Source organism: Shimia sediminis (assembly GCF_003990645.1).
GTDB lineage: Bacteria > Pseudomonadota > Alphaproteobacteria > Rhodobacterales > Rhodobacteraceae > Shimia > Shimia sediminis.
Window position 1 is genome coordinate 267,942 of sequence record NZ_RYZK01000003.1, and the last position, 24,703, is coordinate 292,644.

A 24,703-nucleotide genomic window follows, 5' to 3' on the forward strand; every position below is an offset into this window, starting at 1 on the left:
AGGGGCACTGTATGCGCGATCCTTCTCTTTTGGCAGTCGACTGGGGCACCTCCAGTTTGCGCGCATATCTTTTGGATGAAACCGGCGCTGTGCTGAAAAGGCACAGTGCGCCCATGGGCATCCGCAGTGTGGTTGCCGGCGGGTATGAGACGGTGTTTTCCGAGCAATGCCTGCCGCTCATCGCTGAGGCGCCGGATACACCCGTGCTGATGTGCGGGATGGTCGGGTCGCGTCAGGGCTGGCAGGAAGCCCCCTATGTTACTTGCCCAACCTCTCTGGATGTTTTGGCTGATGGGGTGCTTCGGGTCCGCACGGAAGTGGCGCGGATTTCGATCGTGCCAGGCCTGTCCTATCAGGCGTCATCGGGTATGATTGATGTCATCCGCGGCGAGGAAACGCAAATCCTTGGCGCCAGCGCCGGGGATGCAATTTCCAAAGGGCTGATCTGCGTCCCCGGAACCCATTCCAAATGGTGTCATGTATCTGGAGAGCGGATTGAGGCGTTCAGCACCTATCTGACTGGTGAGATGTTCGAGATTCTACGCAAGCATTCGGTTATTTCCCAGGGTTTGCCCGAAGCGGCCGCGATAGACTCTGCTGCATTTCTGGCCGGGTTGGAACGGGCGGCGCAGGGCGGGTCGTTGCTGCATGAGGTCTTTGGCGTCCGTACCGCCTGGCTGTTTGAAACCTTTCCGCCCGAATGTCTGCCGGGCTTTCTCTCCGGGCTATTGATCGGTACTGAGGTCCAGCACGCGACGGTACAGGGTGTCGATCGCGTTGGGTTGATCGCTTCCGGCAGCACGGCTGACAACTATCGCGCGGCCTGTTCCTATTTTGGGGTCGAGTGTGAGGCCCTGTCGTCCGAGAATGTCACTGTGGCCGGGCTTTGGGCAGTGGCCAGACAACTAACCCTGGTGTGAGGAAATGATGCTCGATTTGAATGCTGCGCTGCATGAGTGCCCGGGAATAGCAATCTTGCGGGGCGTGGAACCCCAAGATGTTCTGGAAGTTGCCGAGGTCATCATTGAGGCCGGGTTCAGGGTTGTCGAAGTGCCGCTGAACTCACCTTCTCCGCTTGAGTCTATCTCACTTCTTGCGGACAGGTTTAGTTCGCGCGCTCTGGTCGGGGCGGGGACTGTGTTGGCCCCCGAATCCGTGGACGACGTGGTTGCCGCTGGAGGGCAGATCATTCTTTCACCAAATATGCGGATGGATGTTATTGAGCGGACAGTTCAAAAGGGTCTGTTTTCAGTACCCGGTGTTGCGACGCCGACAGAAGCGTTTGCCGCAATTGGCGCGGGGGCACATATGTTGAAACTGTTCCCATGCGAGATGATACGCCCTGCTGCCGTCAAAGCCATGCGGGCCGTTCTACCAAAAGAGGTGCTGCTTTTGGCTGTGGGTGGCGTTTCGTCAGCAAACTTGTCTGACTACCTGATGGCGGGAGCTGATGCAGCAGGGTTCGGGTCAAGTCTTTATCACACGAGTTTTGACCTAAAGACTATTTGTCAGAAATCGAAGGAGTTGCGTAAGGCAATGTGAGGCACACCATATGCCAAATGATCGAAAGACATAGCAGCATACGGGTTTGACAATTCAAGTTAATCGATTAACTTTCATCTGGAGCGGTGAGCTGAGAGGCCGATTCGAGTCCACACGAAATGTTGGAGGGGTCGAATTGGTATCAAGCTCTGGCCAAAAGATGGATGCCTCTTTTCAAGGGGAGGTGTCTGTGAAGGACCCAATTGCGGATGAAGTCGGATGCAAGGCGCTGCGATTGCCAAATGCTTCGAAGAAGAGACAAACAGGAAGGGTAAAATGAACCGATACGATCTTACGGACCAGCGCGCCGTTATAACCGGTGGTGCACGGGGAATGGGGCTTGGAATTGCCCGGTTGTTCCTGGAATGCGGAGCAAGAGTCTCGCTCTGGGATGTCTCGGAAGGCACGCTGAAGGAAGCCGCTGTCGCATTTAGTTCTGACGATTGCGTAGACATTCAGGTTGTCGACGTGTCCGACTTCGCTGCCGTCCAAGCAGCGGCAGAGGCCGTCAAGGCGAAATTCGGTGGTGTAGACATCCTCGTGAACGCGGCGGGTATCGCCGGCGCTAACTTGCCGTTGGACGACTATCCTCTGGAAGAATGGGACCGGGTACAGCGTATCAACGTGAATGGTTCGTTTCACACTTGCCGGGCAATCGTGCCGTTGATGAAGGCGAAGGATTACGGACGGATCGTGAACGTTTCCTCCATGGCCGGTAAAGAGGGCAACCCAAACGCCAGTGCCTATTCAGTCTCGAAGGCAGCGGTCATCGCGATGACGAAAAGCCTCGGTAAGGAACTGGCGGCTACCGGCATTCGCGCCAACGTCATCACTCCTGCGGTGATAGAAACCGACATGGTCGCAGCAGTCACGCCTGAGCAACTCAGCTATATGCTGGCGAAAATTCCTATGGGCCGCATGGGCACAGTCGATGAAGTCGCTGCGTTGGTCGCTTGGCTCTCGAGCCGCGACAGCTCCTATTCCACCGGTGCAGTCTTCGACATTTCAGGCGGACGGGCCACTTACTAGAGGACGGAAAAATGAAACTTGTACGTTACGGGGAGCCTGGCGAAGAAAAACCGGGCCTGATCGATGAGAACGGTAATATTCGCGACCTTTCAAACGTTGTGCCCGATATCGAGGGCCACACGCTAAGCCCCGAAGGGCAGGAAGCACTGAGGTCGCTCGATGCTGCGGTATTGCCACAAGTTTCGGGGAGCCCGAGGCTCGGACCCTGTGTCGTCAATATCGGCCGCATTGTGTGCATCGGACTCAATTATTCCGATCATGCCAAAGAAAGCGGCATGGCAGAACCCGAAGAGCCCGTGATCTTCGTCAAAGCTTGTGCCGCCACAGGCGCGAACGACGACGTGACAATCCCGCTGGGCGCGACAAAAACCGACTGGGAAGTCGAACTGGCCGTCATCATTGGTCGTCGAGCCCAACACGTCCGCGAAGCTGACGCGCTGGAATACGTAGCGGGCTATGCGGTTGCAAACGACGTTTCCGAGCGTGCTTTCCAGCACGAGCGCGGCGGGCAATGGACCAAAGGCAAAAGCTGCGAGGGCTTCGCACCACTTGGCCCCTGGCTTGTCACGGCCGATGAAGTGGGCGACCCGCAGGCACTACGCATCTGGCTCGAGGTTAACGGGAAACGGTTTCAGGATGGTTCCACGGCGGATCAGATTTTCGGCGTTGCCCATGTCGTAAGCTATCTCAGCCGCTTCATGGTGCTGCATCCCGGAGACGTCATTATGACTGGCACACCCGCCGGTGTCGGCGCCGGAATAAAACCCGATCCAGTCTGGTTGAAGCCCGGGGACAAAGTGCGCGTTGGGATCGATAAACTCGGCGAGCAAAATCAGCGGTTTGTTGCCTTTGAAGATAACAGCAAGGCCGGTGCTTGACCAACGGCAGTGGCTGCAAATTCCAACCCCACTAAACCTGTAGTGGGGTTGGGAAATGCAGATCGAACACCCCGATCAGTTTGAAGAGCCCAGGAGGCGATCTATGAATGCAGCAAATAGGCTCCACGATGCCCGCGGTGTCATCGTCCGTGAATTCGACGTACTCGTCGTTGGGGGTGGCGCCGCAGGATTGGCCGCTGCGATTACCGCAGCCAGGGAAGGGCTACGCGTCGCGGTTGTTGAACGATATGGCTTCTGTGGTGGTGGTGCTGTTGCTGGTCTTTCGGGAACCATCTGCGGCATCTACGAGGCCAGCGATGACGCTTCAGCGCCTCCCAAGAAGGCGGTCTGGGGTTTTCTCGACGAATTCATAGACGAGATGGAAAGGCGAGGCGGTCTTGCGTCTCCGGTGCGCTACGGCAAAACATTCACCCGTGTCCACGACCCGATAATTTGGCGCGAGACAGCGGATTCGATGCTGACCAACGCCGGTGTTGAGGTTTTTTACCACACGACCGTCACCTCGGTGTTGATGGAAGGTGAACGTGTCGCGGGTGTCACCGCCTATTCCAAAGAGGGAACATTGGAGATCACTGCCCGGGTCACCATTGATGCATCGGGCGATGCGGATGTGGTGGCGATGGCAGGGCTTCCGAGCTTCATTGGCGACGAAGGTCGGGTGCAGAACCCCACAATGATATTTCGCCTCATGGGCGTCGATGTGGGTTGTTTTAACGCCCGTTACGGCGCCGACACGATCATGCCGCCAGAAGTTTCTGAACTTATCCGTGAGAAGGATGCCAGCAGCGACTATACTTTGCCGCGCTCAAAAGTCTGGCTTTTCCCAACCACGAGGCCAGGCGAACTTCTCTGCAACTGCACCCGCATCGTGGGAAGTGATGGGAGGGAACTGAATACCCTCTACGTCCGGGACTTTACTGAAGCTGAGATCGAAGGGCGGCGACAGATGCGGGAATACGCCCGCTTTTTCCGGGAGAACCTGGTGGGTTGCGAGGCAAGCTTTGTCAACGATACCGGCGTGCAGGTCGGCGTCCGCCAGACACGGCAGGCTAGGGGTGCGGCTGTGCTGAAAAACGACGACGTAACTTCCGGCACCAAATTCGCAGACGGGATCGCGCGCTCCCCTTGGCCGATTGAGCTTCATGCGGGAACCCGGCCCAAAGTGCACTGGTTGCTCAATGACGTCTACGAAGTCCCTTACGGTTGTTTCGTGCCAGAGCGCAGCGAGGGGCTTCTTTTCGCGGGCCGTTGTCTGTCGGCTGAGCACGAGGCTGTCGCTTCGGCCCGCGTAACGGCGCAGTGTTTTTCCTATGGCCACGCAATTGGCCACGCGGCGGCAATTTGCGTGACCGAGGATATCGAGCCGCGTCAGGTTGATGGGCGGCGGATCAGAAAAATACTTAACGAAGAAGGAGCCCGTCTGGATGGGTGAGATGATACTGAGGAGCAACTTTGAGCCCGGCACGACTCGCTGGGCGGTACGGCGCGCTCAGTGGCTGGCGATGGGGCTCAGCGAAGAGGATCTCCTGAAACCCAAGATCGCGGTGGTCAATTCCTCTTCGAAGCTATCGGTCTGCTTTCAGCATCTGGATGACGTTTCGGAGGCTGTGCAGGGCGCAATCCGGGCTGCGGGTGGCGTCCCCTTCGAAATTCGAACAGTTGCGCCCTCGGATTTCATCACTTCTGCGGGAAGGCAGGGCCGTTACCTGATGCCGACCCGTGATCTGCTGGTGAACGACGTAGAGGTTCAGGTGGAGGGCGCAGTACTTGACGGCATGGTTTTGCTTTCTTCCTGCGACAAGACCACTCCGGCGCACTTGATGGCTGCCGGGCGGCTTGACCTTCCGTCTATCATCCTGACCTGCGGATACCAATTGGGTGGAGATTGCGCAGGCCGGCACGTGGATATCGAAACACTGTATAACTCAGTAGGTGCGCTAAAAGCCGGCAAAATCGACCTGTCGGATCTGAAAGCCATGTCATGCCAGGCGATCACAGGGCCCGGTGTTTGTGCCGGAATGGCCACCGCCAATTCGATGCATGTAATGGCTGAGGCGTTGGGAATGACAATGCCGGGCAACGCACCCATTCGCGCTGGTAGCGAACGGCTTTACGACTATGCCCGTTCAGCCGGTGCCCGCATCGTTTCGATGGTAAACGAAGAGCTGACTGCACGCCAGATCCTCACACCTGCCGCCTTTCACAACGCCGTGACTGTTGCAATTGCACTTGGCTGCTCGGTCAACGTGGTTCGCCATCTAATCGCTGCAACCGTCGAGGCCGGGGTGGATTTCAATGTTCTGGATGCCTTCGACAGGCTGGGCCGGGAGTTACCGCAGATCACCCAGATCCGGCCCAACGGCCCCGACCGCATTGAGGAGCTTGACCGGGCGGGCGGTTGCGCCGGGGCCATGTTTCAATTGCGTGAGCGCTTGAACACCAGGGCGATGACAGCCATTGGCAAGCCGCTGAACGAAGTGATTAATGATACCCCTCCGCCTGACGAAACAGTGATCCGGTCCTTAGACGACCCGTTCCGTGACGAGCCTGGCCTTGCCGTTCTGCGAGGCAGCCTCGCGCCCGGCGGCGCAATCGTCAAGGTTTCGGCGGTTCCTCCGGAGATCCGGGAATTCTCCGGTCGAGCACGGGTGTTCGAAGATGAAGCAAAGGCGATTGCCGGGCTTGGTGATGGTTCGATCCGTGCTGGCGATGTCATTGTACTTCGCATGCTCGGACCCAAAGGTGGCCCCGGAACCGTCTTTGCCGCAAGTTTCATGGCCGCGTTGGTTGGGGCTGGACTGGGATCGGAAGTGGCGGTTGTTACCGACGGAGAATTGTCTGGTCTCAACAGCGGGATTACAGTCGGCCAGGTTATGCCAGAGGCTGCCGAAGGCGGACCGCTTGCATACGTTCGGAATGGAGATGTCATTTTTATCAACATCGCCGAGCGCCTCGTGGATCTGGATGTACCATTTAGAGAATTGGAAGAACGGCGTAACCGGGAACCGGTCATCCTGCCACCTGCCCCGCGAGGATGGCTTTCGGTCTACCGCGATACAGTTGGCCCTCTTTCCCGAGGCGCGGTTGTGGGAGACAAACGACAATCGTAGCATCGTTGAATCTGCAATCAGTAAGACGCGGCAAACCTGACATGTCGCGAAGTGGCAACGGCGGAACTGAAACCAGCTAGCGGCGGTAAAAAGTCGGCTGCGAGAGACGGCGGGTGACCCCGCCTGCGGTCAAAAAGAAGAACGGATCGGCCTTTGGTTCTGGTCTTCCAGACGCGATTTAGCGCTTCTGGAAAGTCTTGCCGCTCACCTCCTGTCACGTAGCACTTAACGCCAAGACTCTGACCTTAATGATTTCAGTGTGATGGCTGTGCACTTAATCATGAGACTTAGCACTTAATCATAAGACTAGGCTTGAAATCTGGCAGTTAATTTGAGACTGTGGCTCCTGTTCTCGTCCGAGTCTGAATTGCCATGTCCGATCCCTTACCCGAAGAAATCGATGATGCGCTCTGGAAGGAGGCACGCCGACGGGCGGATGCAATCCGCAAGGTCGTGAAGGGTGGCGGTGAGCCGACATCGGCGGCTGAGATTGCCGACCTTTCGAAGGAACTCGGCCTCAGCCGGGCCTCAGTCTTCCGCCTGATCAGACTGTTTCGGGAAAGCGGGACGGTCATGTCCCTGGTGGACCGCAAGCCCGGCCGGCGAACCGGCCATCGTGGTCTGGATGCAGAGCGCGAGAGGATCATCATTACTGCGATCAAGACGTATTATCTGAAGCCCACCCGGCCCTCGGTTGCGCAGCTTGTGCGTGACATCGAAACCGACTGCCGTGTTGCTGGGTTGAAGCCGCCGCACCGGCGGACAGTCGAGGCACGCCTTAAAGACGTGGATCTGCGCAAACGTGCCAAGCGGCGTGGCGAACTCAAGGTTGAAAAGGCAGCGACTGCGGTGCCTGGCGCTCTGACGGCGTCGCGTCCTCTTGAGATCGTGCAGATTGATCATACGAAGGCCGATATCTTTGTCGTCGATGAGGAGACGCGCAAAACGATTGGCCGCCCTTGCCTGACGCTCGCCATGGACGTCTTCACCCGGATGGTGACGGGGTTCTACCTCTCCATGGACCCTCCGTCGCGCCTTTCGACCAGCCTGTGCCTGTTGCATTCGGTCTATGACAAAACGGCCTGGTTGAAGGAACGCGAGATCGAGGAACCCTGGCCTGTCGCTGGTCTGCCTGAACGCATACATGTCGATAATGGCGCGGACTTCCGAAGCCGTGCCTTCAAGCGCGGATGCGAGAACGCGGGCATTTCCATAGACTGGCGTCCGCCAAGCACACCGCGTTTCGGCGGACATATCGAACGGCTGATCGGCACGCAGATGGGTCGGCTGCACCTGCTGCCCGGCACCACATTCAGCAACGAACAGGACCGCGGCGAGTATGATCCCCAGCGGCACGCAGCCCTGAGTTTGCGCGAACTGGAGAGGTATATTGCCCTCGACATTGTCGGGACCTACCACCAGTCCATCCACTCTTCGCTGAGCCGCCCACCCCTGGCGGTTTGGCAAGAGCATGAAGGGGACATTCCCCTTAGGCTGCCTGAGGATCGGCTCCAGTTTTGGGTCAACTTCCTGCCAGATCAGGAGCGGACTTTGAGACCAACCGGCATTCATCTCTTTGACCTGCGCTACTGGTCTGCGGCGCTCAGTGCCGATGTCGGTCGGACCAATCGGCGGCTGCTGGTCAAATACGATCCCCGCGACATGTCGCGTGTGTTCGTGCGACGGCCGTCCGGCAACTTCGTCGAGGCGCGCTACGCGGACCTGACGCTAGCTCCTATCTCGCTGCATGAAGCCCTGACCGCGCGGCGCACGCTCAAGGAGCAAGGGCGGCGCGAAATCAACTCCCGCGCCATTGTTCGAACCGCTCTTGAGCAACGCAAGCTGATCGCAGACGCAGTCGCCAAGACGAACGCTGCGCGTCGGGGAAAAAAGGCGGCGAGACCAGCCACGGACGACAGGGAACTGGGCACGCTCCGCGGCATCGACTCCAGCAAACCGGTGCCCTTTGTTGAGGAAGAATAAATGAGCTGGAGCGACTATGAACGACACGATTCCCCACCTGACCGCCGATGCGGCGGCACTGCTTTCTGAAATAAATAAAGGGCGCATACGCGCCATCCGGTCGCGACGATGGGTTCTCTACCCTCGCGCCAAGCAAGCTCTCGACCGTCTCGAGACGCTCCTGGAGCATCCCAAGGGAACGCGCATGCCATCGGTCGCGATCTACGGTGACAGCGGCATGGGCAAGACCATGATCATGAAACGGTTCCGGGACCAGCACCCGCCAGTCTTTGATCGTCGGTCGGGGGTCCTGAAGACACCGGTCCTGGCCATGGAGATGGTCAGCCGTCCGGGTGAACGTCGGTTCTACGGCGAACTGCTCACCCAACTTGGCGCACCGCAGGCCCCACGCGCCGATATTGCCCAGATGGAACAGGCGGCCTTGCGGATCATGGGGGCCATCGGTCTGCAGGTCCTGGTGATCGACGAAGTCCACAACATTCTAGCGGGAACCTATCGCGAGCAACGCATTGTCCTGAACACCCTGCGCTTCCTGAGCAATCGTCTTCAGATGTCGCTTGTTTGCTTTGGCGTGAACGAAGCCAGGGAGGCCATCGGCGGGGATGTGCAACTTGCACGCCGGTTCGAGCAGCTGACCTTGAGTCGGTGGGCCGCCAATGAGCAGTTCGAGACACTGGTCGCATCGATCTTGCGCAATACCCCGCTGCGTCAACCGTCGGTTCTGACACCGAAGTCACTGCGCCGCATTCTGCAGATCACCGATGGCATCACCGCCAACATCTTCCACATGTTGGGCAGTCTCGCGATCGAGGCCATCGAGAGCGGGAGCGAAAAGATCACCGACAATGCCGTCGCAACCTGGGTGCCGACCTTCGATACCGAGGCTGCCATCGCATGAATAGTAAGCTGCCCGTCACGTTGCCCTCTGCCCCGGATGAACTTCTGTCATCCTGGATCAGTCGGCACGCGGCGTTCTACGGGGTCACACCTCAGACCATGTTTACCCATTGCCTGCCTGAAGCTGCCTCGCTCCGCTCCGTCGACCTGTGTTTGACCATCGACCAGTCGCGCCGGATCGCGGACACGTTCTCGACGGAATCAAGGACCGTCCGGGCCATGACCTTCGAAAAGGCCACGAAACCCATGCAACGGTTCATCGCCAAGGCCCCGATCCAGAGCTGCGCAAGATGCACCGCATCCACGCACGGACCGGTTTCGATCCGGCGAAGCCAGTTGCAAGGGTGGCGGATCACCTGCCCGATCTGCGGAGGCTGGCTCCAAAGCGAAATTGTTACTGACCACATCGAAGCCCTTGCGCCATATCGCGATACCGCCCTTCAAGGCGAAAAACTGCTGCACGACGAAGCCGAGCGCGGCAGACAGACTTGGGGCTCGCCGTTGGCACTTGCGCGGGTACTGCTGATGCGTTGGATTCCCTGGCCGCTCCTAGGTGAAAACGATCTCTGGCGCTTTCGTGTTCTAGGTGTCCTTGTTCCCGAGTTCGACGCCATTCTCGCCAGGCTGACGTCATTCCACCACTCGCCGAAACATCCGATCCTGCCGCTCCACATCCGTCCAGCGCTCCTTGCGGGCGTAGCCATTCTGGAACGCACTGGACCGGAAATGCTGAAGATGCTCGAAGGGCATACATTCGGAGTAAACAGGGACAAGTTCATCCAAACGACAGATCATTTGGTCTCTCCGGCAGTCGAATGGGGGCCACCGCGACAGATGCAGTTGATTTGAAAAATGAGAAAATGAGTCTCGTCATTGAGTGCCACAATTCTGCAAAACGGCCGCAGTCTTACAGTTAACTGCTACGTCACAAGACGACCTTGGAGTGATTGAACTCAACGAGGCCTTTGCAAGCCAGGCTTTGGCCGTGTTGCGGGGCCTGGAAATCAAAACCGACGATCCGCGCGTGAACCCAAACGGCGGCGCAATTGCCCTTGGGCATCCGCTCGGCATGTCGGGCGCTCGGATCGCAGGGTCAGCCGCTCTCGATCTGCAAAACTCAGATCGCGACTACGCGATTGCAACAATGTGCGTTGGTGTGGGACAGGGTGCTGCTCTGCTATTAAGGAAGGTGTAAAGGTGTGAAGGTGTATTGAACACAGTTTCCCGTGCAAATGGTGAAGGCGAAGTGGCGGTGGGCGCCATCCACTAGGTCGCCATCGAACGACCGGTTCGGTGATTTTCGCTACGTCGCCGCAAAACTCGCGCCGCACTTGCCAACGAATGCTGCATCGGCCAACCCCTAAAAACGAAGGGCGGCTTCGTCCGCATAGCGGACGCGGGCCAAGTGGCAGCAATCTGGAACCTCGCAAAGGAATCCATGGTGCCAGTGCCTGTCACAGTCGCAAGCGTGCAACGTACCGGCACACTGACCTGCACTGCTTTGCACCAGTCACCTTAATGTGAGGCGTCCCCGCACCCCGTTTCCCTTCTGCCATTGCTGTTTCCCTGCGCCCGCATTACCTTTCTTTGACAGCGCTTTTTCAGGGAGCCTCGCGTGGCCACGTCTTTTATCCGTAAACTGACCCTTTCATTGCTTTTGAGCGGCACGGCATTGCCGGCGCTGTCGGACGGGCTGTCGGGCAGTTACCTTGCCGCACGGCAGGCGACCTATAACAGCGACTATGAATCTGCGGCGTTGTATTACACGCAGGCGCTGACCCGCGATCCGTCGAACCCGATCCTCTTGGAAAGCGCTGTTCTGGCCTATCTCTCGATGGGGCAACTCGACACCGCCCTGCCGGTCGCGCGCAAGATTGTGGCGGATGGCATCGACAGCCAGTTGGCCAATATGGTGGTGGCGGCTGGTCAGGTGAAACAAGGTGACTTTGCCGCGCTGCTCGAGATGCTGGACGGCGAAGAAAAGGGTATTGGTCATCTGGTTGACGGGCTGGTTACGGCATGGGCCTATATGGGCAGCGGCGATGTCACCCGCGCGCTTGAGGCCTTTGACGAGGTGTCGAAGGAACCGGGCTTTACCGGGTTTGGCGCCTATCACAAGGCGCTGGCCCTGGCCTCGGTCGGCGATTACGAAGGCGCGGACGCGATCTATTCCGGTGAGGGCAACGGCACCATCGGCAACACGCGCCGCGGTGTCCTGGCGCTGATCGAAATTCTATCGCAGCTCGACCGCAATCCCGAAGCAATCGCCGTGATGGACGAGATGTTCCGGGGCGATCTGGACCCGGACCTTCTGGCCACGCGCGAAAGCCTGGAGGCAGGTGAACGCCTGCCCTTTACCCATGTGCGGGGGGCTTCGGATGGGGTGGCCGAGGTGTTCTATACCCTGGCGCGCGCGCTCGAGAACGAGGCCGCGCCGGACTATGTGCTGCTCTATACGCGGATCGCGGAATACCTGCGCCCCGACCACTTTGAGGCGCTTTTGCTGTCTGCCGGGTTGCTGGAGCAATTGGGGCAGTTCGATCTGTCCACCAAGGCCTACAAGCAGGTGCCTGCCGATCACCCGTCATACCATGCCGCAGAGTTGGGCCGTGCCGAGGCGCTGCGCAAGGCCGACAAACCCGAGGCCGCGATCGAAGTGCTGGAACAGCTGGCGCGCAGCCACGGTGACCTGTCGATCGTGCATTCCTCGCTGGGGGATCTTCTGCGCCAGCAACGGGACTTTGCCGGGGGCGTCAAAGCCTATGACAGGGCGCTGGACCTGGGCTCGGAACAGGATCGCAGCCGCTGGTTCCTGCTCTATGCACGCGGTATCTGCCACGAACGTCTCGAAGACTGGGAACGCGCCGAGGCCGATTTCCGCGCTGCTCTGGCACTGAACCCCGAGCAGCCGCAGGTGCTGAACTATCTCGGCTATTCGCTGGTCGAGAAACAGATCAAGCTGGACGAGGCGCTGAACATGATCGAGCGCGCCGTGGCCGCGCGACCTGACAGTGGCTATATCGTCGACTCGCTAGGCTGGGTTCTGTACCGGCTGGGCCGCTATGACGAAGCCGTCGAACATATGGAACGCGCCGCCGAACTGATGCCGATTGACCCGGTGGTGAACGACCATCTGGGCGATGTGTTCTGGGCCGTGGGCCGCTACATCGAGGCCGAGTTCCAATGGAAACGTGCGCTGTCCTTTGTGGATGAGGACACAGCCGAAGAGGCCAAACCAGACCGCATTCGCCGCAAGCTCGAAGTGGGGCTGGACGTGGTGCTCGAGGAAGAAGGCGCAGAACCCCTGAAGGTCGCCAATGAAGGTTAAGGCCTTTGCGCCGGCCAAGATCAACCTGACCCTGCATGTCACCGGCCAGCGTGCCGATGGCTACCATCTGCTGGATTCGCTGGTGGTGTTCGGCGATGCCGGTGATGACCTTGGCCTGTCTGCAGGGCCAGAGATGCGGCTGCAGGTTTCTGGCCCCTTTGCAGAAGGTGTTCCCGAAGATCAAACAAACCTCGTCTGGCGGGCTGCGCAGGCCGCGGGCTGGACAGGAACCATCCACCTGCAAAAGAACCTGCCGCATGGCGCCGGAATCGGTGGTGGATCGTCGGATGCGGCCGCGGTGCTGCGGGCGCTCAGTGGGGATAGTGCAGCGCGGGGCATCGGTCTGCAGAAAACCCTGTCTCTGGGGGCCGACGTGCCGGTATGCCTCTATACGGGGCCGCAGCGGATGCAGGGCATTGGTGAACAGGTGACGCGCATTTGGTCGGTGCCGCGCTTGCATTTAATGCTGGTGAATCCGGGGTGCCACGTGCCCACACCGCAAGTGTTTCGCGCGCTCCGGCAGCGTGACAATGCCGCGATGGCTGATTGCGGGCCGTGGCCCGACGCCAGTGCATTTGTCGATTGGTTGTCCCGGCAACGCAACGATCTCGAAGCCCCGGCCGTTGCGACCCAACCGGTGATTGGCGACGTGCTGCAGGCGATACAGGCCAGCGAAGGCTGCGAATTGGCACGGATGTCGGGGTCAGGCGCCACCTGTTTCGGGGTCTTCCCAGATGGCACCGCGCGGGATCAGGCAGTGCACCGCCTGGGCCAGCGCCATCCTGAATGGTGGGTCGTTCCAGTGACCACAGCGGGCGCAGAAACGCGCTGAAACCTGCTTCTTTTGGCCGAAAATATCCCGGGGGTGAATTGGCCAAAGGCCAAGAGGGGGCTGGCCCCCTGTGCCTCAGTTGACCCGCGCCACCACGTAATCGGCGATATCGCTCAACAGGTCCCTGATCTCATGTTCGGGCAGCTTGGCAATCGCTGTCTTGGCCTTGTCCGCCCATGCCAAGGCATCCTGACGGGTGGCTTCCAGCGTGTCGTGTTTGTTCAACAGCTCCAGCGCGTGCTCCAGATCACCCTCGTCCTGCTTGCCCTTTTCGATGGTCTTGACCCAAAAGGCGCGCTCGGCCTCATCCGCCTTGGCCACCGCCTTGATCACCGGCAGCGTCAGCTTGCGCTCGCGGAAATCGTCGCCGACGTTCTTGCCCGTGGCGTTGGTGTCCCCCTGATAATCCAAGAGGTCATCAACAATCTGAAAGGCAATCCCCAGCGCGTCGCCATAGTCAAACAGCGCCTGCACATGGGCCGGATCGGCATCTGCGATCACACCGCCTACTTCGGTCGCTGCGGAAAACAGCGCTGCCGTCTTGCCGCGTACCACCTGCAGATAGACGCCTTCATCCGTGCGCAGGTCCTGCGCGGCGGTCAGCTGCAACACTTCACCTTCGGCAATCGTGGCCGAGGCATTCGACAGGATGCGCAACACGTCGATCGAGCCGGTTTCGGTCATCAATTGGAACGAGCGCGAAAACAGGTAATCGCCCACCAGCACCGAGGATTTGTTGTCCCACAACAGGTTCGCCGTGGGGCGTCCGCGCCGCTGGGCGCTTTCGTCGACCACATCGTCATGCAACAGCGTCGCGGTGTGAATGAACTCGACCGTGGCGGCAAGGTGCACGTGGTAAGGGCCGTCATAGCCGCACAGGCGGGCTGCGGCGAGGGTCAGCATCGGGCGCAGGCGTTTGCCACCGGCATTGACCAGATGCGCGGTCACCTCGGGAATGCGCGGCGCGTGTTTGCTGGCCATGCGGTCCTGAATCAGGGCGTTCACAGCCTGCAATTCATCAGCCAGAACATCGCTCAGCGCTTCATGCGGTTTGGTAGCGGCGTGGTCCAGAACCATGTCTCCCCCGATGCAGGTCTCGACATCCCTTCGGACCTGCCCTTAATACTTGGTCATGAAAGAGCTTCTGCGCAGCAACGACCCGACGATCATCGCCTTTGCCTCAGCCCTACTTCAAGGGGAGGGTATAGACTGCTTTGAAATGGACGTAAATATGAGCATTCTCGAAGGATCAATCGGAATTTTTCCCCGTCGTCTGATGGTGCGGAGCGACGATTTGATCCGCGCCGAACGGGTGATGCGGGACAACGAGATCGCCCTGGGCAGATGATCGGCGAGACCACGAGCAACGCCTATCTGGATGGTCGGGTGACCATTCGGCAACCCGCAAAAGGGTACAGGGCGGGCGTGGACCCGGTATTGCTGGCCGCGTCGGTGCCTGCGCGTGCGGGGCAGAGCGTGTTGGAACTGGGCTGTGGTGTCGGAACGGCGAGCCTGTGCCTGGGGCATCGGGTGACCGGTCTGCGGCTCGAGGCTGTAGAGCTTCAGCCAGACTATGCCGCGCTGGCACAAGAGAACGCCGAGGCAAACGGTCAGAACATGGCGATTCACCTAGGGGATCTGGCCAAACTGCCCGACGTGCTAAAGCAACAGCGATTTGACCATGTCATCGCCAACCCCCCGTATTTTGATCGCAGGTCCAGTACGGCGGCCGAGGACCCCGGTCGCGAGACCGCGATGGGAGAGGATACGCCGCTTGCCGTTTGGGTCGATGTCGCGGCGCGGCGGTTGAAACCCCGTGGTTACGCCAGCTTTATCCACCGGGCCGAACGCCTGCCTGACATTCTGAGCGCGATGCAGGGGCGTTTGGGTTCGATCGAGGTGCTGCCACTACAGGCGCGCACCACGAAACCGGCGGGGTTGATCCTCGTGAGGGCGCGCAAAGAGGGGCGGGCAGACTTTCGGCTGCACGCGCCGGTGGCCATGCATAGCGGGGACCGTCACGCGGGCGATGCTGAAAGCTACACGCCACGGATTCGGGCCGTTTTGCGGGATGGGGACGCGCTTGCATTTGGCGAATAGCCGACCTTCTGCGGCTGCATGTCCCGGCACCCTAGACATGCTGCACGTGCGAAAACCCTTAACATTCAAACGGTTGGACGGCGGGTTTTTGCCGAAGCCGGTCAGTTCCTGACCTATTGCCTCTGGAAAAGCGAAAATTCAGACCAAAATTATGTCTGTGCGGCGTGACAGATCGCAGAAAGTATGCTGCACTGGACGGGTTGAATATCACACTTGAGAGGAGGACTGCCATGAGCGTGAGCTCGCATTTGGAAGAACTGAAACGGAAACACGAAGCCCTCTCGGATCAGGTCGAAGCCGAGCAACGTGCTCCGGGATCCAGCGACTTCGACATCGCCGAAATGAAAAAGCAAAAGCTCAAGCTCAAGGAAGAAATCGAACGACTATCGGTCTGACCTCAGGCCCTGAGGCTGGCGCGGGCCGCGATGACGGCTCCGCCGGTGATCAGTAATGTGGCTGCACCCAGCATCCAGCTGGGGTCGGCCACGCCCACACCCACGAGAACCAGCGTGGACAGCAGGGGCGCCGCATAGGATGCCGTGCCCAAGAGCTGTATGTCACCGCGTTTCACCCCGATATCCCACACGTAGAACGCCAGGCCCACAGGCCCGAGCCCCAAGGCAATGGCAGACCCCCAGCCCAAGGCCCCCTGGGGCCAGACCGTGGTTTCGGTCAGAAGATGCATCAGCGCCGACAGGATCGCAGTGGCGACACAGAACACGGCCACGGTCTCGGTTGGGGCGTCGCCCAATCGCCGGGACATCACGGAATACCCCGCCCATGTCAGTGCGCAGGCCAGCGCCAGAAGATAGCCGGGCAATGCAGCGGTATCAAAGCCGCCTCCGCCACCCAGAATGATCAGGGCAGCCCCGAAAAACCCGCAGAGCGCACCGATCAAGTGGCCCGCGCGCAGGGATTCACCGGGCAGCAGGCCGGAAAACAGCACGATCAGCAGGGGCCAGAGATAGGCAATCAGCCCGGCCTCGGCCGCGGGGGCGAGGCGCAGGGCACTGAAATAGAGCGCGTGATAGCCAAACAGGCCTAGCGTGCCAAAGGCATAGACCTTCCAGCTGATCCCGCGCAGACGGGCAAAGCCACCGGTGCGGGCGGTCCAGATCAGGCCAATGGTACCGCCTATGGTGAAACAGATGGCGTTCAGCAGCAGCGGCGGCGTGGGCGCGGTGCCGACCGTGAACAGCGCCAACAGAGCCCAAAGAAGGACAGCGACAAAGCCAATCAAGGTGGCGCGGGGGCGGGAGATGTTCATTGCAGAGAGGTCACCGGTACAAGGTCAAACTCACCCCAGATATTGGCAGTTTTTTCAATTTCCGCGAGATACCAATCGCGAAAAACTGCAATCTGGGTGCGTTTTTCTGCACCGGGCAGGCATAGAAAGGAAAACCGCGCATCTGTCTCGATGGCGATTTTAAAGGGGGTTACCAGGCGGCCTTCGAGCACATCCTTGATCAAGAGCGGTCGGCGGCCCAAGAGAACGCCAACCCCGGCGCAGGCTGCGTCAATTGCGTGCTCGACGTTTGAAAACCGTGTGCCGCGCGGCTCGAAATCCTGAATGCCCACCGCGCGAAACCAGGTGGGCCAATCACAAGGTGGGTTCAGGAAACCATCGTAATCGTTGATGACAAGCGGCGCGTTGACGAGGCTTTGCGGAGTTGGAAACTGTTCGGCCAGGGCAGGGGTCATGGCAGGCGTCAACCACTCCTTGCGCGCGGGCACTGAATAAAGATTTTCATAAGGGCCGTAGCCAAAGCGGATGGCGACATCAACGTCATCCCGGTGCAGGTCCACCAGTTTCAGAGAGGTGACGATGCGCAGGTTGATCTCGGGGTGGGCCTCGGTGAATTCATAAAGCCGGGGTGCGAGCCATTTTGCGGTGAACGCCGGACCTGCGGCGACCGTCAAACTGTCGTGATCCTGCTGACTTAAGGTGCGACGCCATGCGACGTTAAGCGACTGAAATCCCTCGGAAATACCTGGGGCAAGGGCGCGTCCGGCCTCGGTCAGTTCCACGGCGCGGTTGAGGCGGTGGAACACCGGCGCGCCAAGGTGTTCTTCGAGCGATTTGATCTGGAACGACAGGGCTGCCGGAGTCACGTGCAGTTCATCCGCAGCCTTGGCAAAAGACATGTGGCGCGCGGCAGCTTCAAAGGCGCGCAGGGCGGTGAGGGGCGGTAGGCGGTCCTGCATGTTCGTTTAAGTACACCTTAACTGAAGCGATGAAAAGTCTCGTTTGTGAGTTTTGTTTGCGAGGGCCATATTGGGTGCAGTTCAGAATTACTTGCCTAAAGCGTTTCGAGAGCAAGCTGGTTCACAGATTGATCACGAAACGCACGCCACATCGATGGGTGCCAAGCGTTTTGCCCCGTTCTTGTTGCGTAAAAACGGGCCAAAACGCCTATAGGAGGGCACCCCGATGATCGAGACTGCACACACCGCCCGCATGCAACAGGCCTTTGACTGCGCCCACAAAGAGCGCGCGCAGATACTCGCCAAACTGGTCAGCTGGCTGTTTGGAAAACGTGACGTTCCGCTGGGCCAATCGGTCCTTACGGAACCTTCCCGCTGCGCCTGAGGCTCAGGCACTTACGGGATCAAGCAAGGGTCGTTTCCAGCCGGAAGCGGCCCTTTTGTACATTTTGTACAAAAGTTCTGAGGCAAATAACCGTTTTGTACAAAAAGGATATTCACTGTTCCGTCACGAAAAAGGCCGCCCAAGGGCGGCCCTTTGAATCCAGGAGCGGGGACAGATCAGACGAAGAACTGCGCGCCGTTGGCCGAGATGGTCGAGCCGTTGATAAAGCCCGAGTCGTCTGATGCGAGGAAGGCCACGCAGCGGGCGATTTCTTCGGGCTCACCCAGACGGCCAGCCGGGATGCCAGCCACGATCGAATCGCGGACTTTTTCCGGGATCGCCATGACCATTTCGGTGGCGATATAGCCGGGGCAGATGGCGTTGGCGGTGATGCCTGCGCGCGCACCTTCCTGGGCCAGCGATTTTACGATGCCGAGGTCACCAGCTTTGGTCGCGGCATAGTTCACCTGGGCGAACTGACCTTTTTGACCGTTGATCGACGAGATCACGATGACGCGGCCGAACTTGCGCTCGCGCATGCCGGGCCAGACGGGGTGTACGGTGTTGAACACGCCGGTCAGGTTGGTGTCGATGACCTCTTTCCACTGTTCAGGGGTCATGCGGTGGAACGGCGCGTCGCGGGTGATGCCCGCGTTGGCGACCACGATGTCGATGGGGCCAAGGTCGGCTTCGACCTGGGCGATGCCAGCGGCGCTGCTGTCATAGTCGGCCACGTTCCATTTGTAGGTCTTGATGCCGGTTTCGGCGGTGAACTTGGCCGCGGCTTCGTCGTTGCCCGCATAAGTGGCGGCAACGGTGTAACCTTCGGCTTGCAGTTTCTTGGAAATGGCTTCGCCGATACCGCGCGAACCGCCGGTAACGAGTGCAACTCTTGCCATGGGTAATCTCCTGTCTGGCGTAATCTTCAGGTAATTCTGTTACGCAGAATTCGCCGCGTGTGCAACATTATTGCGTGAGCAATTTGCCGCATCGCAGCTTTTCTGGCAAAGAAATGTAAAAAAGGGATGTCACTGGTAACGAAAAGGGCGCCATGTGCGGCGCCCTCTCACAAATTCTTGCTGCAAGCGCAGAATCAGGGGCGTTCGAGGCACATGGCCACGCCCATGCCACCGCCGATGCACAGGGTGGCGAGACCCTTCTTGGCGCCGCGGCGCTGCATTTCAAACAGCAGGGTGTTCAGGATACGCGCGCCCGAGGCACCGATCGGATGGCCGATGGCGATGGCGCCGCCGTTGACGTTCACGATCGACGGATCCCAGTCCATGTCCTTGTTCACGGCGCAGGCTTGCGCGGCAAAGGCTTCGTTGGCTTCGACGAGGTCCAGATCGCCGACGGCCCAGCCTGCCTTGTCCAGCGCTTTGCGCGAGGCGTAGATCGGGCCGACGCCCATGATCGACGGGTCAAGACCGGCAGTGGCATAAGAAGCGATACGGGCCAGCGGCTCGATGCCGCGCTTTTCAGCCTCATCCGCGGACATGACCAGCGCACCGGCGGCGCCGTCGTTCAGGCCCGAGGCGTTGGCGGCGGTCACGGTGCCATCCTTGATAAAGGCCGGGCGCATCTTGGCCATGGCTTCGATGTTGGCGCCGTGGCGGATGTATTCGTCGCTGTCGACCACGATGTCACCCTTGCGGGTTTTCACGGTGAACGGGGTGATCTCATCGGCGAATTTGCCGGCTTTCTGAGCGGCCTCGGCCTTGTTTTGCGAGGCGACGGCGAATTCGTCCTGAGCGTCGCGGCTGATCTGCCACTGCTCGGCAACATTCTCTGCCGTCTGGCCCATGTGGTAGCCGTTGAAAGCGTCCCACAGACCGTCGCGGATCATCGAGTCGATGTATTTGACGTCACCCATCTTGGTGCCCGCGCGCAGGTGCGCGACATGGGGGCTGAGGGTCATGTTTTCCTGGCCACCGGCGGCCACGATCGCGGCGTCGCCCAGTTGGACGTGCTGCGCGGCCAATGCCACGGCGCGCAGGCCCGAGCCACAGACCTGGTTGATGCCCCAGGCGGCGGCTTCCTTGTTGAAGCCTGCGTTGATGTGCGCCTGACGGGCCGGGTTCTGGCCCTGGCCACCGGTCAGAACCTGACCAAGGATGGTCTCGGAGACCTCCGAGGCGTCGACGCCGGCGCGTTCGACAAGTGCCTTGAGTACGGTGGCGCCCAGATCATGTGCGGGGGTATTGGCAAACGAGCCGCTGAAGCTACCGACAGCGGTACGGGCTGCCGAAGCAATCACTACGTTGGTCATATGTGTTTCCTCTGTCAAATGACTGGGCGAAGGCTTTCGGCATACGGGCCAGAATGCAATCCCCCAAAACGCGATATGGGCCAGTGCATAGCGTATTTGCTGCGTTGCGGCAACGGCCAGGATGTCACGGGCGAAATTATCTTGCGTCGTTACGCGGCGTTGCGGTCATTTTTAGAGGTCTTCCAGTCGGGTTTCACCGTGGGGGCGCCAAGCAGGAACCCTTGCAGACAGTGAAAGCCAAGATGCGCCAGCGTCTGGGCGTCCTGCGGATGTTCAACCCGGCTGGCGACGGTGTACATGTCCAGCCCGTTCGCGATGGCAGCAATGCCGCCCGCGATGATCTGGTTCTCGGCGTCCTTGTGGATGTTATGGCTGAACCGGCCATCGAGTTTCAGGATGTCAAAGAAGAAGTCCTTGAAATACCGAAAGGAAGTGAAGCCCTTGCCAAAGTCGTCCAGCGCGAATGAAATGCCCAGCGTCTGCAATTCGTCCATAAAGTCGATCACCAGTTCAGGCACCTGCATCGCCGAGGTTTCGGAAATCTCAAGGATCAGCCGTTCGCCGACATCCTTGTGACGTGACAGGCCGTTTTTCAGGGTTTTCATCCAGCGGCCATAACCGATTGACCGCGCTGACATGTTGATCGACAGGCGCAGGGCGGGATGTGACGCCAGCGTATTCATGCCGAGCTGCAGCGCAAGACAGTCCAGCTGACGCCCCAGTTCATTGTCCTCAACGGCGCCCATAAAGTCCTTGGCGGGAATCACCCGGCCGGTTTCGTCCAGCACACGGATCAGCCCCTCGTGAAAGGCCGGGGTTTTCATGTCCGCCGCACTGACCACGGGTTGAAAGGCCAGCATGACCTCTTTGTGTTGGATCGCATTGCGGACCATGGTCAATGTCCCGGCGTCGCGCGAGGTCACCGCAAAGTCCAGCGGTGTCTCGTGACCGGCCGGGATATTGGCCTTGTCCCGTTTTGTGACGCGCGCCATGGCAAGCTCCTGATGCAGGCGGGTGTTGCAGTTCCCGCCAGAATGTCGCCAAATCCGTGAACAGGGGCTTAAAGTCCGGATTTGTGGAAAATTGCAGGTAAGGGCAGCAGTGATGGGTGACAGATGTGGATGGGCCGGGGCCGAGCAGATCTATCTGGACTACCATGATACCGAGTGGGGCATGCCGGAATACGACAGCCGCGCGCTGTGGGAAAAGCTGATCCTGGACGGGTTCCAGGCGGGGTTGAGCTGGATCACCATCCTCAAGAAACGCGATAATTTCCGCGAGGCATTTCAGGGGTTTGACCCGCATGTCATTGCCGAGTGGGGCGAGGGCGACGTGGCGCGCCTGTTGGCCAATCGGGGGATCATCCGGCACCGCGGCAAGATCGAGGCCACCATCGGCAACGCCCGCGCCTGGCAAGAGATCGAAGCGCGCGAAGGCTTTGCCCACTACCTGTGGAAATACGTCGATTTCGAGCCGCCGCAGAACCGGTTCAGCACATTGGCCGAGGTGCCCGCCTATACCGAATTATCCACGCAAATTTCGAAAGATTTGAAGAAAGCCGGGTTCCGCTTTTGCGGGCCGACCATCGTTTATGCCTTTATGCAGGCCATGGGTATGGTCAACGATCACCTGCTCGACTGCCCATCGCGCGCGGGCTGCGCCGCGGCGGCACGCAAGAAAGGCTGGCAATGAAGATTTGCGCCCTGACCATGGTCTACCGCGATTACTGGGCCCTGTCGCGCTGGTACGCGCACCACGGGCTCGAGTTGGGGCCGGAGAACCTGATCGTGGTGGCCCACGGCGAGGATCCCAACATTGCCCGGATCTGTCCCAATGCACGTATCCTGACCATCCCGCGCGATGATCTGGGCGGGTTTGACCGGATGCGGTGGCAGTATCTGAATGATCTGACGGCAGAGTTGCTGCAGGACTATGACTGGGTGATCCGCACCGATGCCGATGAGCTGGTCTGTTACGATCCCGAGCGGTATGGCGGGCTGCGCGCCGCGCTGGGGCAGCTTGATCCGCATGAGACACCGGTGACCTGGGCCATGGGGTTCAACGTGATCGAAACCCGGGGCAGCACGCCGATGATGCCGGGGCCGGTTCTGGGACAGCGGCGCGACGTGATCTTTACCGGCCATTACTCCAAGGCCGTGGCGGTCAGCCAGCCGGTGCCCCTGCGTATGCACGGCGCTGCGGTTGGGGCGCAGGCGCTGGCCAGCTTTCCTTTTCAGCTGCCCAAGGGGCTGTATCTGGCGCATCTGAAATACGCCAATACCATTGCGCTGGCCGAGGCCAACAAGGTGCGGCGCAGCGTCGCCGGAGCCGAAGGCAGCGGCCTGCCGGGAGCGGCCTGGGCCGAGCCGGACATTCACGTGCTCGAGGTGCTTGGTGCCTTTGCGGACAAGCGGCTTTTGCCCTGGGACAAGGCCGAGACCAAGGCGCATCACAAACTGACCCTGAACCCCAAGCGTGACGCCCGCTACAACATTCTGCGCGCCCGTCGTTTGCGGTTGAAATTCCGCACCGAACTGCCCGAGCGGTTTGCGGCGCAGGGCTAGGTCCCAGGCCCCGCCGCCCTAGCCAAAGCCCGGCGTGCCGCGATCCTCGGGGTGCCGTTCAAGGTGCTTTTCCTTCATGCGCTCGGCGTCATCGCGGCTGCCGTCATGGCTCCAACCCGGAGGGGCGACCGCATAGAGTAGACGCTGGCGCAGCGACAGGCCGGGGCGCGCCATGTCCTTGAAAATCGCAACCCATTCGTGAAAGGCGACGCGCAGGGGGTTGAAGGTGCCGATATTGTGGACCAGCCCATAGTCGACCTTTTCCCCGTCATACTCGGGCACGAAGGTGCCGAACATCTTGTCCCAGATGATAAAGACGCCCGCATAGTTGCAATCCAGATAACGCGGGTTGCGGCCATGGTGCACGCGGTGGTGGCTGGGGGTGTTCATCACCGCCTCGAACCAGCGCGGCATCTTGGTGATCGCCTCGGTGTGGATCCAGAACTGGTAGATCAGGTTGAGACCACCGACAAACAGCACCATGGCGGGGTGAAAGCCGATCAGGATCAGCGGCGCACGGACGACCATCATGAAGGTGAAGGTATAGGTCCAGGTTTGCCGCAGGGCGGTGGTCAGGTTGTAGTGCTGGCTGGAGTGGTGGTTCACATGGCTGGCCCAGACCCAGCGCACGCGGTGACCAAAGCGGTGCACCCAGTAATAGCGCAGATCATCCAGCACAAAGCACAACAGCACCACCCACCATGCGGTGCCAAGGTCAAAGGGCGTGATCTGCCACAGCGCCATGAAGAACGCCCAGGCAATGAACCCCAGCGCGATGCCGCTGGCGACGTTCCCGGCCCCCATGATGAGCGAGGTGACAGCGTCGCGGGTTTCATACCGGCCACCGCGCCCTTTGAAAGTGATCCAGGCAAGCTCGATCAGGATGGCGGCGATGAAAAAGGGCACCGCCCAGCTGACGACATCGGGATAGGTGATGGGCGTGGTCATTTGGACTCCAGCTGGCTCTGCCACAGGGCAAGGGTGTCTGCGTCAAGGGTGACATTGATGCGGCGGGCGGCAAATTCGCGGCGTTCAAACGCGAGGCCCGTTGCGGTGGTGTGGGTTTTCGATTTGGTCACGATGCGCGCCACGGTGTCGTCGCCCAGGCACCAGACAAGGCCAAGACCCCGCGTCGCCCGGATCAGCGCGGCGCGGTTGTCGGATGACAGCAGAATGGTCAGCGCCGGGTTCTCGGGGTATTCCCGCGCCCATGCGTCCCGCGCCTCGGCCTCGGTCGCAAGGCGGCGCGGCGCGGTGCGGCCCGACAGATGCAGGATCAGCGCGATCGCGAGAATGCCAATGACCACCAGCGGGCCAAGGATGATGAGCGGCATGGGTGTCCTCCCTTGTCGGCGATTACGCCAAATTGCTGCGGGCCTTGTCAAAGGTGGCGTCGGGTCAAGCTACCCCGGCGGAGGTTCTGGTTTAGGGAGACTCAACCATTGGTCGTGACTCATTCCGAGAATTTATCTAAGATGTTGATGGTATTGGTGTCTCGTCGTCGGGCGGATGTCGTGGGTGAAAGAATTGTTATTTCAGGAATGCGTGTCGGAAGGGTTT

General features: G+C 59.9%; 25 protein-coding genes and 1 pseudogene. 18 read left to right on the forward strand and 8 right to left on the reverse strand.

Annotated features, from left to right (window positions below):
• Nucleotides 1-11: 11 nt before the first annotated feature.
• From EK369_RS09280 to EK369_RS09335, 12 genes and pseudogenes are all read left to right on the forward strand, one after another.
• Nucleotides 12-920: a 2-dehydro-3-deoxygalactonokinase gene (locus EK369_RS09280; protein WP_127113791.1), complete on the forward strand. Its 909-nt coding sequence runs from the start codon at nt 12-14 to the stop codon at nt 918-920.
• A gap of 4 nt (nt 921-924) precedes the next feature.
• Nucleotides 925-1,542, forward strand: a complete 618-nt coding sequence (locus EK369_RS09285) for a 2-dehydro-3-deoxy-6-phosphogalactonate aldolase (RefSeq protein ID WP_235871379.1) — start codon at nt 925-927, stop codon at nt 1,540-1,542.
• Nucleotides 1,543-1,818: 276 nt separating this feature from the next.
• Nucleotides 1,819-2,571 carry an SDR family NAD(P)-dependent oxidoreductase gene (locus tag EK369_RS09290; protein ID WP_127113793.1) on the forward strand — a complete coding sequence of 251 codons (753 nt, stop codon included), beginning with the start codon at nt 1,819-1,821 and terminating at the stop codon, nt 2,569-2,571.
• Between the two features lie 11 nt (nt 2,572-2,582).
• Nucleotides 2,583-3,449, forward strand: coding sequence for a fumarylacetoacetate hydrolase family protein (locus EK369_RS09295; RefSeq protein WP_127113795.1), 867 nt, complete (start codon nt 2,583-2,585; stop codon nt 3,447-3,449).
• A 55-nt stretch (nt 3,450-3,504) separates the two neighbouring features.
• The gene (locus tag EK369_RS09300; protein ID WP_206198060.1) at nt 3,505-4,902 is read left to right on the forward strand and encodes an FAD-dependent oxidoreductase; all 1,398 of its coding nucleotides are present in this window, start codon (nt 3,505-3,507) and stop codon (nt 4,900-4,902) included.
• Nucleotides 4,895-6,580 (forward strand): dihydroxy-acid dehydratase, encoded by a 1,686-nt coding sequence (gene ilvD / locus EK369_RS09305; protein ID WP_206198062.1) that lies wholly within the window; start codon nt 4,895-4,897, stop codon nt 6,578-6,580. Before EK369_RS09300 ends, ilvD begins: the two co-directional genes overlap by 8 nt.
• Before the next feature lie 372 nt (nt 6,581-6,952).
• Nucleotides 6,953-8,563, forward strand: coding sequence for a TnsB C-terminal domain-containing protein (locus EK369_RS09310; protein ID WP_127113797.1), 1,611 nt, complete (start codon nt 6,953-6,955; stop codon nt 8,561-8,563).
• Between the two features lie 16 nt (nt 8,564-8,579).
• Nucleotides 8,580-9,461, forward strand: a complete 882-nt coding sequence (locus EK369_RS09315; protein WP_127113799.1) for a TniB family NTP-binding protein — start codon at nt 8,580-8,582, stop codon at nt 9,459-9,461.
• The gene (locus tag EK369_RS09320) at nt 9,458-10,309 is read left to right on the forward strand and encodes a TniQ family protein (RefSeq protein WP_127113801.1); all 852 of its coding nucleotides are present in this window, start codon (nt 9,458-9,460) and stop codon (nt 10,307-10,309) included. Before EK369_RS09315 ends, EK369_RS09320 begins: the two co-directional genes overlap by 4 nt.
• 28 nt (nt 10,310-10,337) lie before the next feature.
• A pseudogene (locus EK369_RS09325) lies at nt 10,338-10,655 on the forward strand (3-oxoadipyl-CoA thiolase); the annotation flags it as partial.
• Between the two features lie 420 nt (nt 10,656-11,075).
• Entirely contained in the window at nt 11,076-12,788 is a 1,713-nt protein-coding gene (locus tag EK369_RS09330) for a tetratricopeptide repeat protein (RefSeq protein ID WP_127113805.1), read from the forward strand.
• Nucleotides 12,778-13,620 carry a 4-(cytidine 5'-diphospho)-2-C-methyl-D-erythritol kinase gene (locus EK369_RS09335; protein WP_127113807.1) on the forward strand — a complete coding sequence of 281 codons (843 nt, stop codon included), beginning with the start codon at nt 12,778-12,780 and terminating at the stop codon, nt 13,618-13,620. Before EK369_RS09330 ends, EK369_RS09335 begins: the two co-directional genes overlap by 11 nt.
• A 75-nt stretch (nt 13,621-13,695) precedes the next feature.
• On the opposite strand, the gene EK369_RS09340 is transcribed toward EK369_RS09335, so the two are convergent.
• Nucleotides 13,696-14,697: a polyprenyl synthetase family protein gene (locus EK369_RS09340; protein ID WP_127113809.1), complete on the reverse strand. Its 1,002-nt coding sequence runs from the start codon at nt 14,695-14,697 to the stop codon at nt 13,696-13,698.
• Nucleotides 14,698-14,752: 55 nt separating this feature from the next.
• On the opposite strand from EK369_RS09340, the gene EK369_RS09345 reads away from it, so the two are divergent.
• The 3 genes from EK369_RS09345 (at nt 14,753) to EK369_RS09355 (ending at nt 16,115) form a co-directional block, all read left to right on the forward strand.
• The gene (locus EK369_RS09345; protein WP_127113811.1) at nt 14,753-14,968 is read left to right on the forward strand and encodes a putative signal transducing protein; all 216 of its coding nucleotides are present in this window, start codon (nt 14,753-14,755) and stop codon (nt 14,966-14,968) included.
• Nucleotides 14,965-15,720, forward strand: coding sequence for a tRNA1(Val) (adenine(37)-N6)-methyltransferase (locus tag EK369_RS09350; protein WP_127113813.1), 756 nt, complete (start codon nt 14,965-14,967; stop codon nt 15,718-15,720). Before EK369_RS09345 ends, EK369_RS09350 begins: the two co-directional genes overlap by 4 nt.
• Before the next feature lie 230 nt (nt 15,721-15,950).
• Nucleotides 15,951-16,115 (forward strand): YdcH family protein, encoded by a 165-nt coding sequence (locus EK369_RS09355; RefSeq protein ID WP_127113815.1) that lies wholly within the window; start codon nt 15,951-15,953, stop codon nt 16,113-16,115.
• Nucleotides 16,116-16,117: 2 nt separating this feature from the next.
• Here EK369_RS09355 and yddG read toward each other — a convergent pair whose 3' ends face one another.
• Nucleotides 16,118-16,981 (reverse strand): aromatic amino acid exporter YddG, encoded by an 864-nt coding sequence (gene yddG / locus EK369_RS09360; protein ID WP_127114070.1) that lies wholly within the window; start codon nt 16,979-16,981, stop codon nt 16,118-16,120.
• A gap of 2 nt (nt 16,982-16,983) precedes the next feature.
• Nucleotides 16,984-17,925: a transcriptional regulator GcvA gene (locus tag EK369_RS09365; protein ID WP_127113817.1), complete on the reverse strand. Its 942-nt coding sequence runs from the start codon at nt 17,923-17,925 to the stop codon at nt 16,984-16,986.
• Nucleotides 17,926-18,151: 226 nt separating this feature from the next.
• On the opposite strand from EK369_RS09365, the gene EK369_RS21765 reads away from it, so the two are divergent.
• Complete coding sequence (locus EK369_RS21765) at nt 18,152-18,310, forward strand: hypothetical protein (protein WP_164726951.1); 159 nt, start codon at nt 18,152-18,154, stop codon at nt 18,308-18,310.
• A gap of 176 nt (nt 18,311-18,486) precedes the next feature.
• Here EK369_RS21765 and phbB read toward each other — a convergent pair whose 3' ends face one another.
• From phbB to EK369_RS09380, 3 genes are all read right to left on the reverse strand, one after another.
• Nucleotides 18,487-19,209 carry an acetoacetyl-CoA reductase gene (gene phbB, locus EK369_RS09370; RefSeq protein WP_127113819.1) on the reverse strand — a complete coding sequence of 241 codons (723 nt, stop codon included), beginning with the start codon at nt 19,207-19,209 and terminating at the stop codon, nt 18,487-18,489.
• Nucleotides 19,210-19,403: 194 nt separating this feature from the next.
• Nucleotides 19,404-20,579 carry an acetyl-CoA C-acetyltransferase gene (locus EK369_RS09375; RefSeq protein WP_127113821.1) on the reverse strand — a complete coding sequence of 392 codons (1,176 nt, stop codon included), beginning with the start codon at nt 20,577-20,579 and terminating at the stop codon, nt 19,404-19,406.
• Nucleotides 20,580-20,728: 149 nt separating this feature from the next.
• Nucleotides 20,729-21,571, reverse strand: coding sequence for an EAL domain-containing protein (locus EK369_RS09380; RefSeq protein ID WP_127113823.1), 843 nt, complete (start codon nt 21,569-21,571; stop codon nt 20,729-20,731).
• A gap of 112 nt (nt 21,572-21,683) precedes the next feature.
• On the opposite strand from EK369_RS09380, the gene EK369_RS09385 reads away from it, so the two are divergent.
• Nucleotides 21,684-22,271: a DNA-3-methyladenine glycosylase I gene (locus EK369_RS09385; protein WP_127113825.1), complete on the forward strand. Its 588-nt coding sequence runs from the start codon at nt 21,684-21,686 to the stop codon at nt 22,269-22,271.
• A complete protein-coding gene (locus EK369_RS09390; protein ID WP_127113827.1) occupies nt 22,268-23,143 on the forward strand; it encodes a glycosyltransferase family 2 protein in 876 nt (291 codons plus the stop codon). Before EK369_RS09385 ends, EK369_RS09390 begins: the two co-directional genes overlap by 4 nt.
• Nucleotides 23,144-23,161: 18 nt before the next feature.
• Here EK369_RS09390 and EK369_RS09395 read toward each other — a convergent pair whose 3' ends face one another.
• Both EK369_RS09395 and EK369_RS09400 read right to left on the reverse strand, forming a co-directional pair.
• Complete coding sequence (locus EK369_RS09395; RefSeq protein WP_127113829.1) at nt 23,162-24,091, reverse strand: sterol desaturase family protein; 930 nt, start codon at nt 24,089-24,091, stop codon at nt 23,162-23,164.
• Complete coding sequence (locus EK369_RS09400; RefSeq protein WP_127113830.1) at nt 24,088-24,477, reverse strand: hypothetical protein; 390 nt, start codon at nt 24,475-24,477, stop codon at nt 24,088-24,090. Before EK369_RS09400 ends, EK369_RS09395 begins: the two co-directional genes overlap by 4 nt.
• Nucleotides 24,478-24,703 lie beyond the last annotated feature (226 nt).

Coding starts and splice junctions, on each gene's coding strand:
- EK369_RS09335 (WP_127113807.1), top strand. CDS start 12,778: ATGAAGGTTAAGGCCTTTGCGCCGGCCAAGATCAACCTGACCCTGCAT.
- EK369_RS09390 (WP_127113827.1), top strand. CDS start 22,268: ATGAAGATTTGCGCCCTGACCATGGTCTACCGCGATTACTGGGCCCTG.
- EK369_RS09385 (WP_127113825.1), top strand. CDS start 21,684: ATGGGTGACAGATGTGGATGGGCCGGGGCCGAGCAGATCTATCTGGAC.
- EK369_RS09290 (WP_127113793.1), top strand. CDS start 1,819: ATGAACCGATACGATCTTACGGACCAGCGCGCCGTTATAACCGGTGGT.
- EK369_RS09285 (WP_235871379.1), top strand. CDS start 925: ATGATGCTCGATTTGAATGCTGCGCTGCATGAGTGCCCGGGAATAGCA.
- phbB (WP_127113819.1), bottom strand. CDS start 19,209: ATGGCAAGAGTTGCACTCGTTACCGGCGGTTCGCGCGGTATCGGCGAA.
- EK369_RS21765 (WP_164726951.1), top strand. CDS start 18,152: ATGATCGAGACTGCACACACCGCCCGCATGCAACAGGCCTTTGACTGC.
- EK369_RS09315 (WP_127113799.1), top strand. CDS start 8,580: ATGAACGACACGATTCCCCACCTGACCGCCGATGCGGCGGCACTGCTT.
- EK369_RS09400 (WP_127113830.1), bottom strand. CDS start 24,477: ATGCCGCTCATCATCCTTGGCCCGCTGGTGGTCATTGGCATTCTCGCG.
- EK369_RS09310 (WP_127113797.1), top strand. CDS start 6,953: ATGTCCGATCCCTTACCCGAAGAAATCGATGATGCGCTCTGGAAGGAG.
- EK369_RS09350 (WP_127113813.1), top strand. CDS start 14,965: ATGATCGGCGAGACCACGAGCAACGCCTATCTGGATGGTCGGGTGACC.
- EK369_RS09365 (WP_127113817.1), bottom strand. CDS start 17,925: ATGCAGGACCGCCTACCGCCCCTCACCGCCCTGCGCGCCTTTGAAGCT.
- EK369_RS09340 (WP_127113809.1), bottom strand. CDS start 14,697: ATGGTTCTGGACCACGCCGCTACCAAACCGCATGAAGCGCTGAGCGAT.
- ilvD (WP_206198062.1), top strand. CDS start 4,895: ATGGGTGAGATGATACTGAGGAGCAACTTTGAGCCCGGCACGACTCGC.
- EK369_RS09280 (WP_127113791.1), top strand. CDS start 12: ATGCGCGATCCTTCTCTTTTGGCAGTCGACTGGGGCACCTCCAGTTTG.
- EK369_RS09345 (WP_127113811.1), top strand. CDS start 14,753: ATGAAAGAGCTTCTGCGCAGCAACGACCCGACGATCATCGCCTTTGCC.
- EK369_RS09395 (WP_127113829.1), bottom strand. CDS start 24,091: ATGACCACGCCCATCACCTATCCCGATGTCGTCAGCTGGGCGGTGCCC.
- EK369_RS09295 (WP_127113795.1), top strand. CDS start 2,583: ATGAAACTTGTACGTTACGGGGAGCCTGGCGAAGAAAAACCGGGCCTG.
- EK369_RS09355 (WP_127113815.1), top strand. CDS start 15,951: ATGAGCGTGAGCTCGCATTTGGAAGAACTGAAACGGAAACACGAAGCC.
- EK369_RS09320 (WP_127113801.1), top strand. CDS start 9,458: ATGAATAGTAAGCTGCCCGTCACGTTGCCCTCTGCCCCGGATGAACTT.
- EK369_RS09380 (WP_127113823.1), bottom strand. CDS start 21,571: ATGGCGCGCGTCACAAAACGGGACAAGGCCAATATCCCGGCCGGTCAC.
- EK369_RS09375 (WP_127113821.1), bottom strand. CDS start 20,579: ATGACCAACGTAGTGATTGCTTCGGCAGCCCGTACCGCTGTCGGTAGC.
- EK369_RS09300 (WP_206198060.1), top strand. CDS start 3,505: ATGCAGATCGAACACCCCGATCAGTTTGAAGAGCCCAGGAGGCGATCT.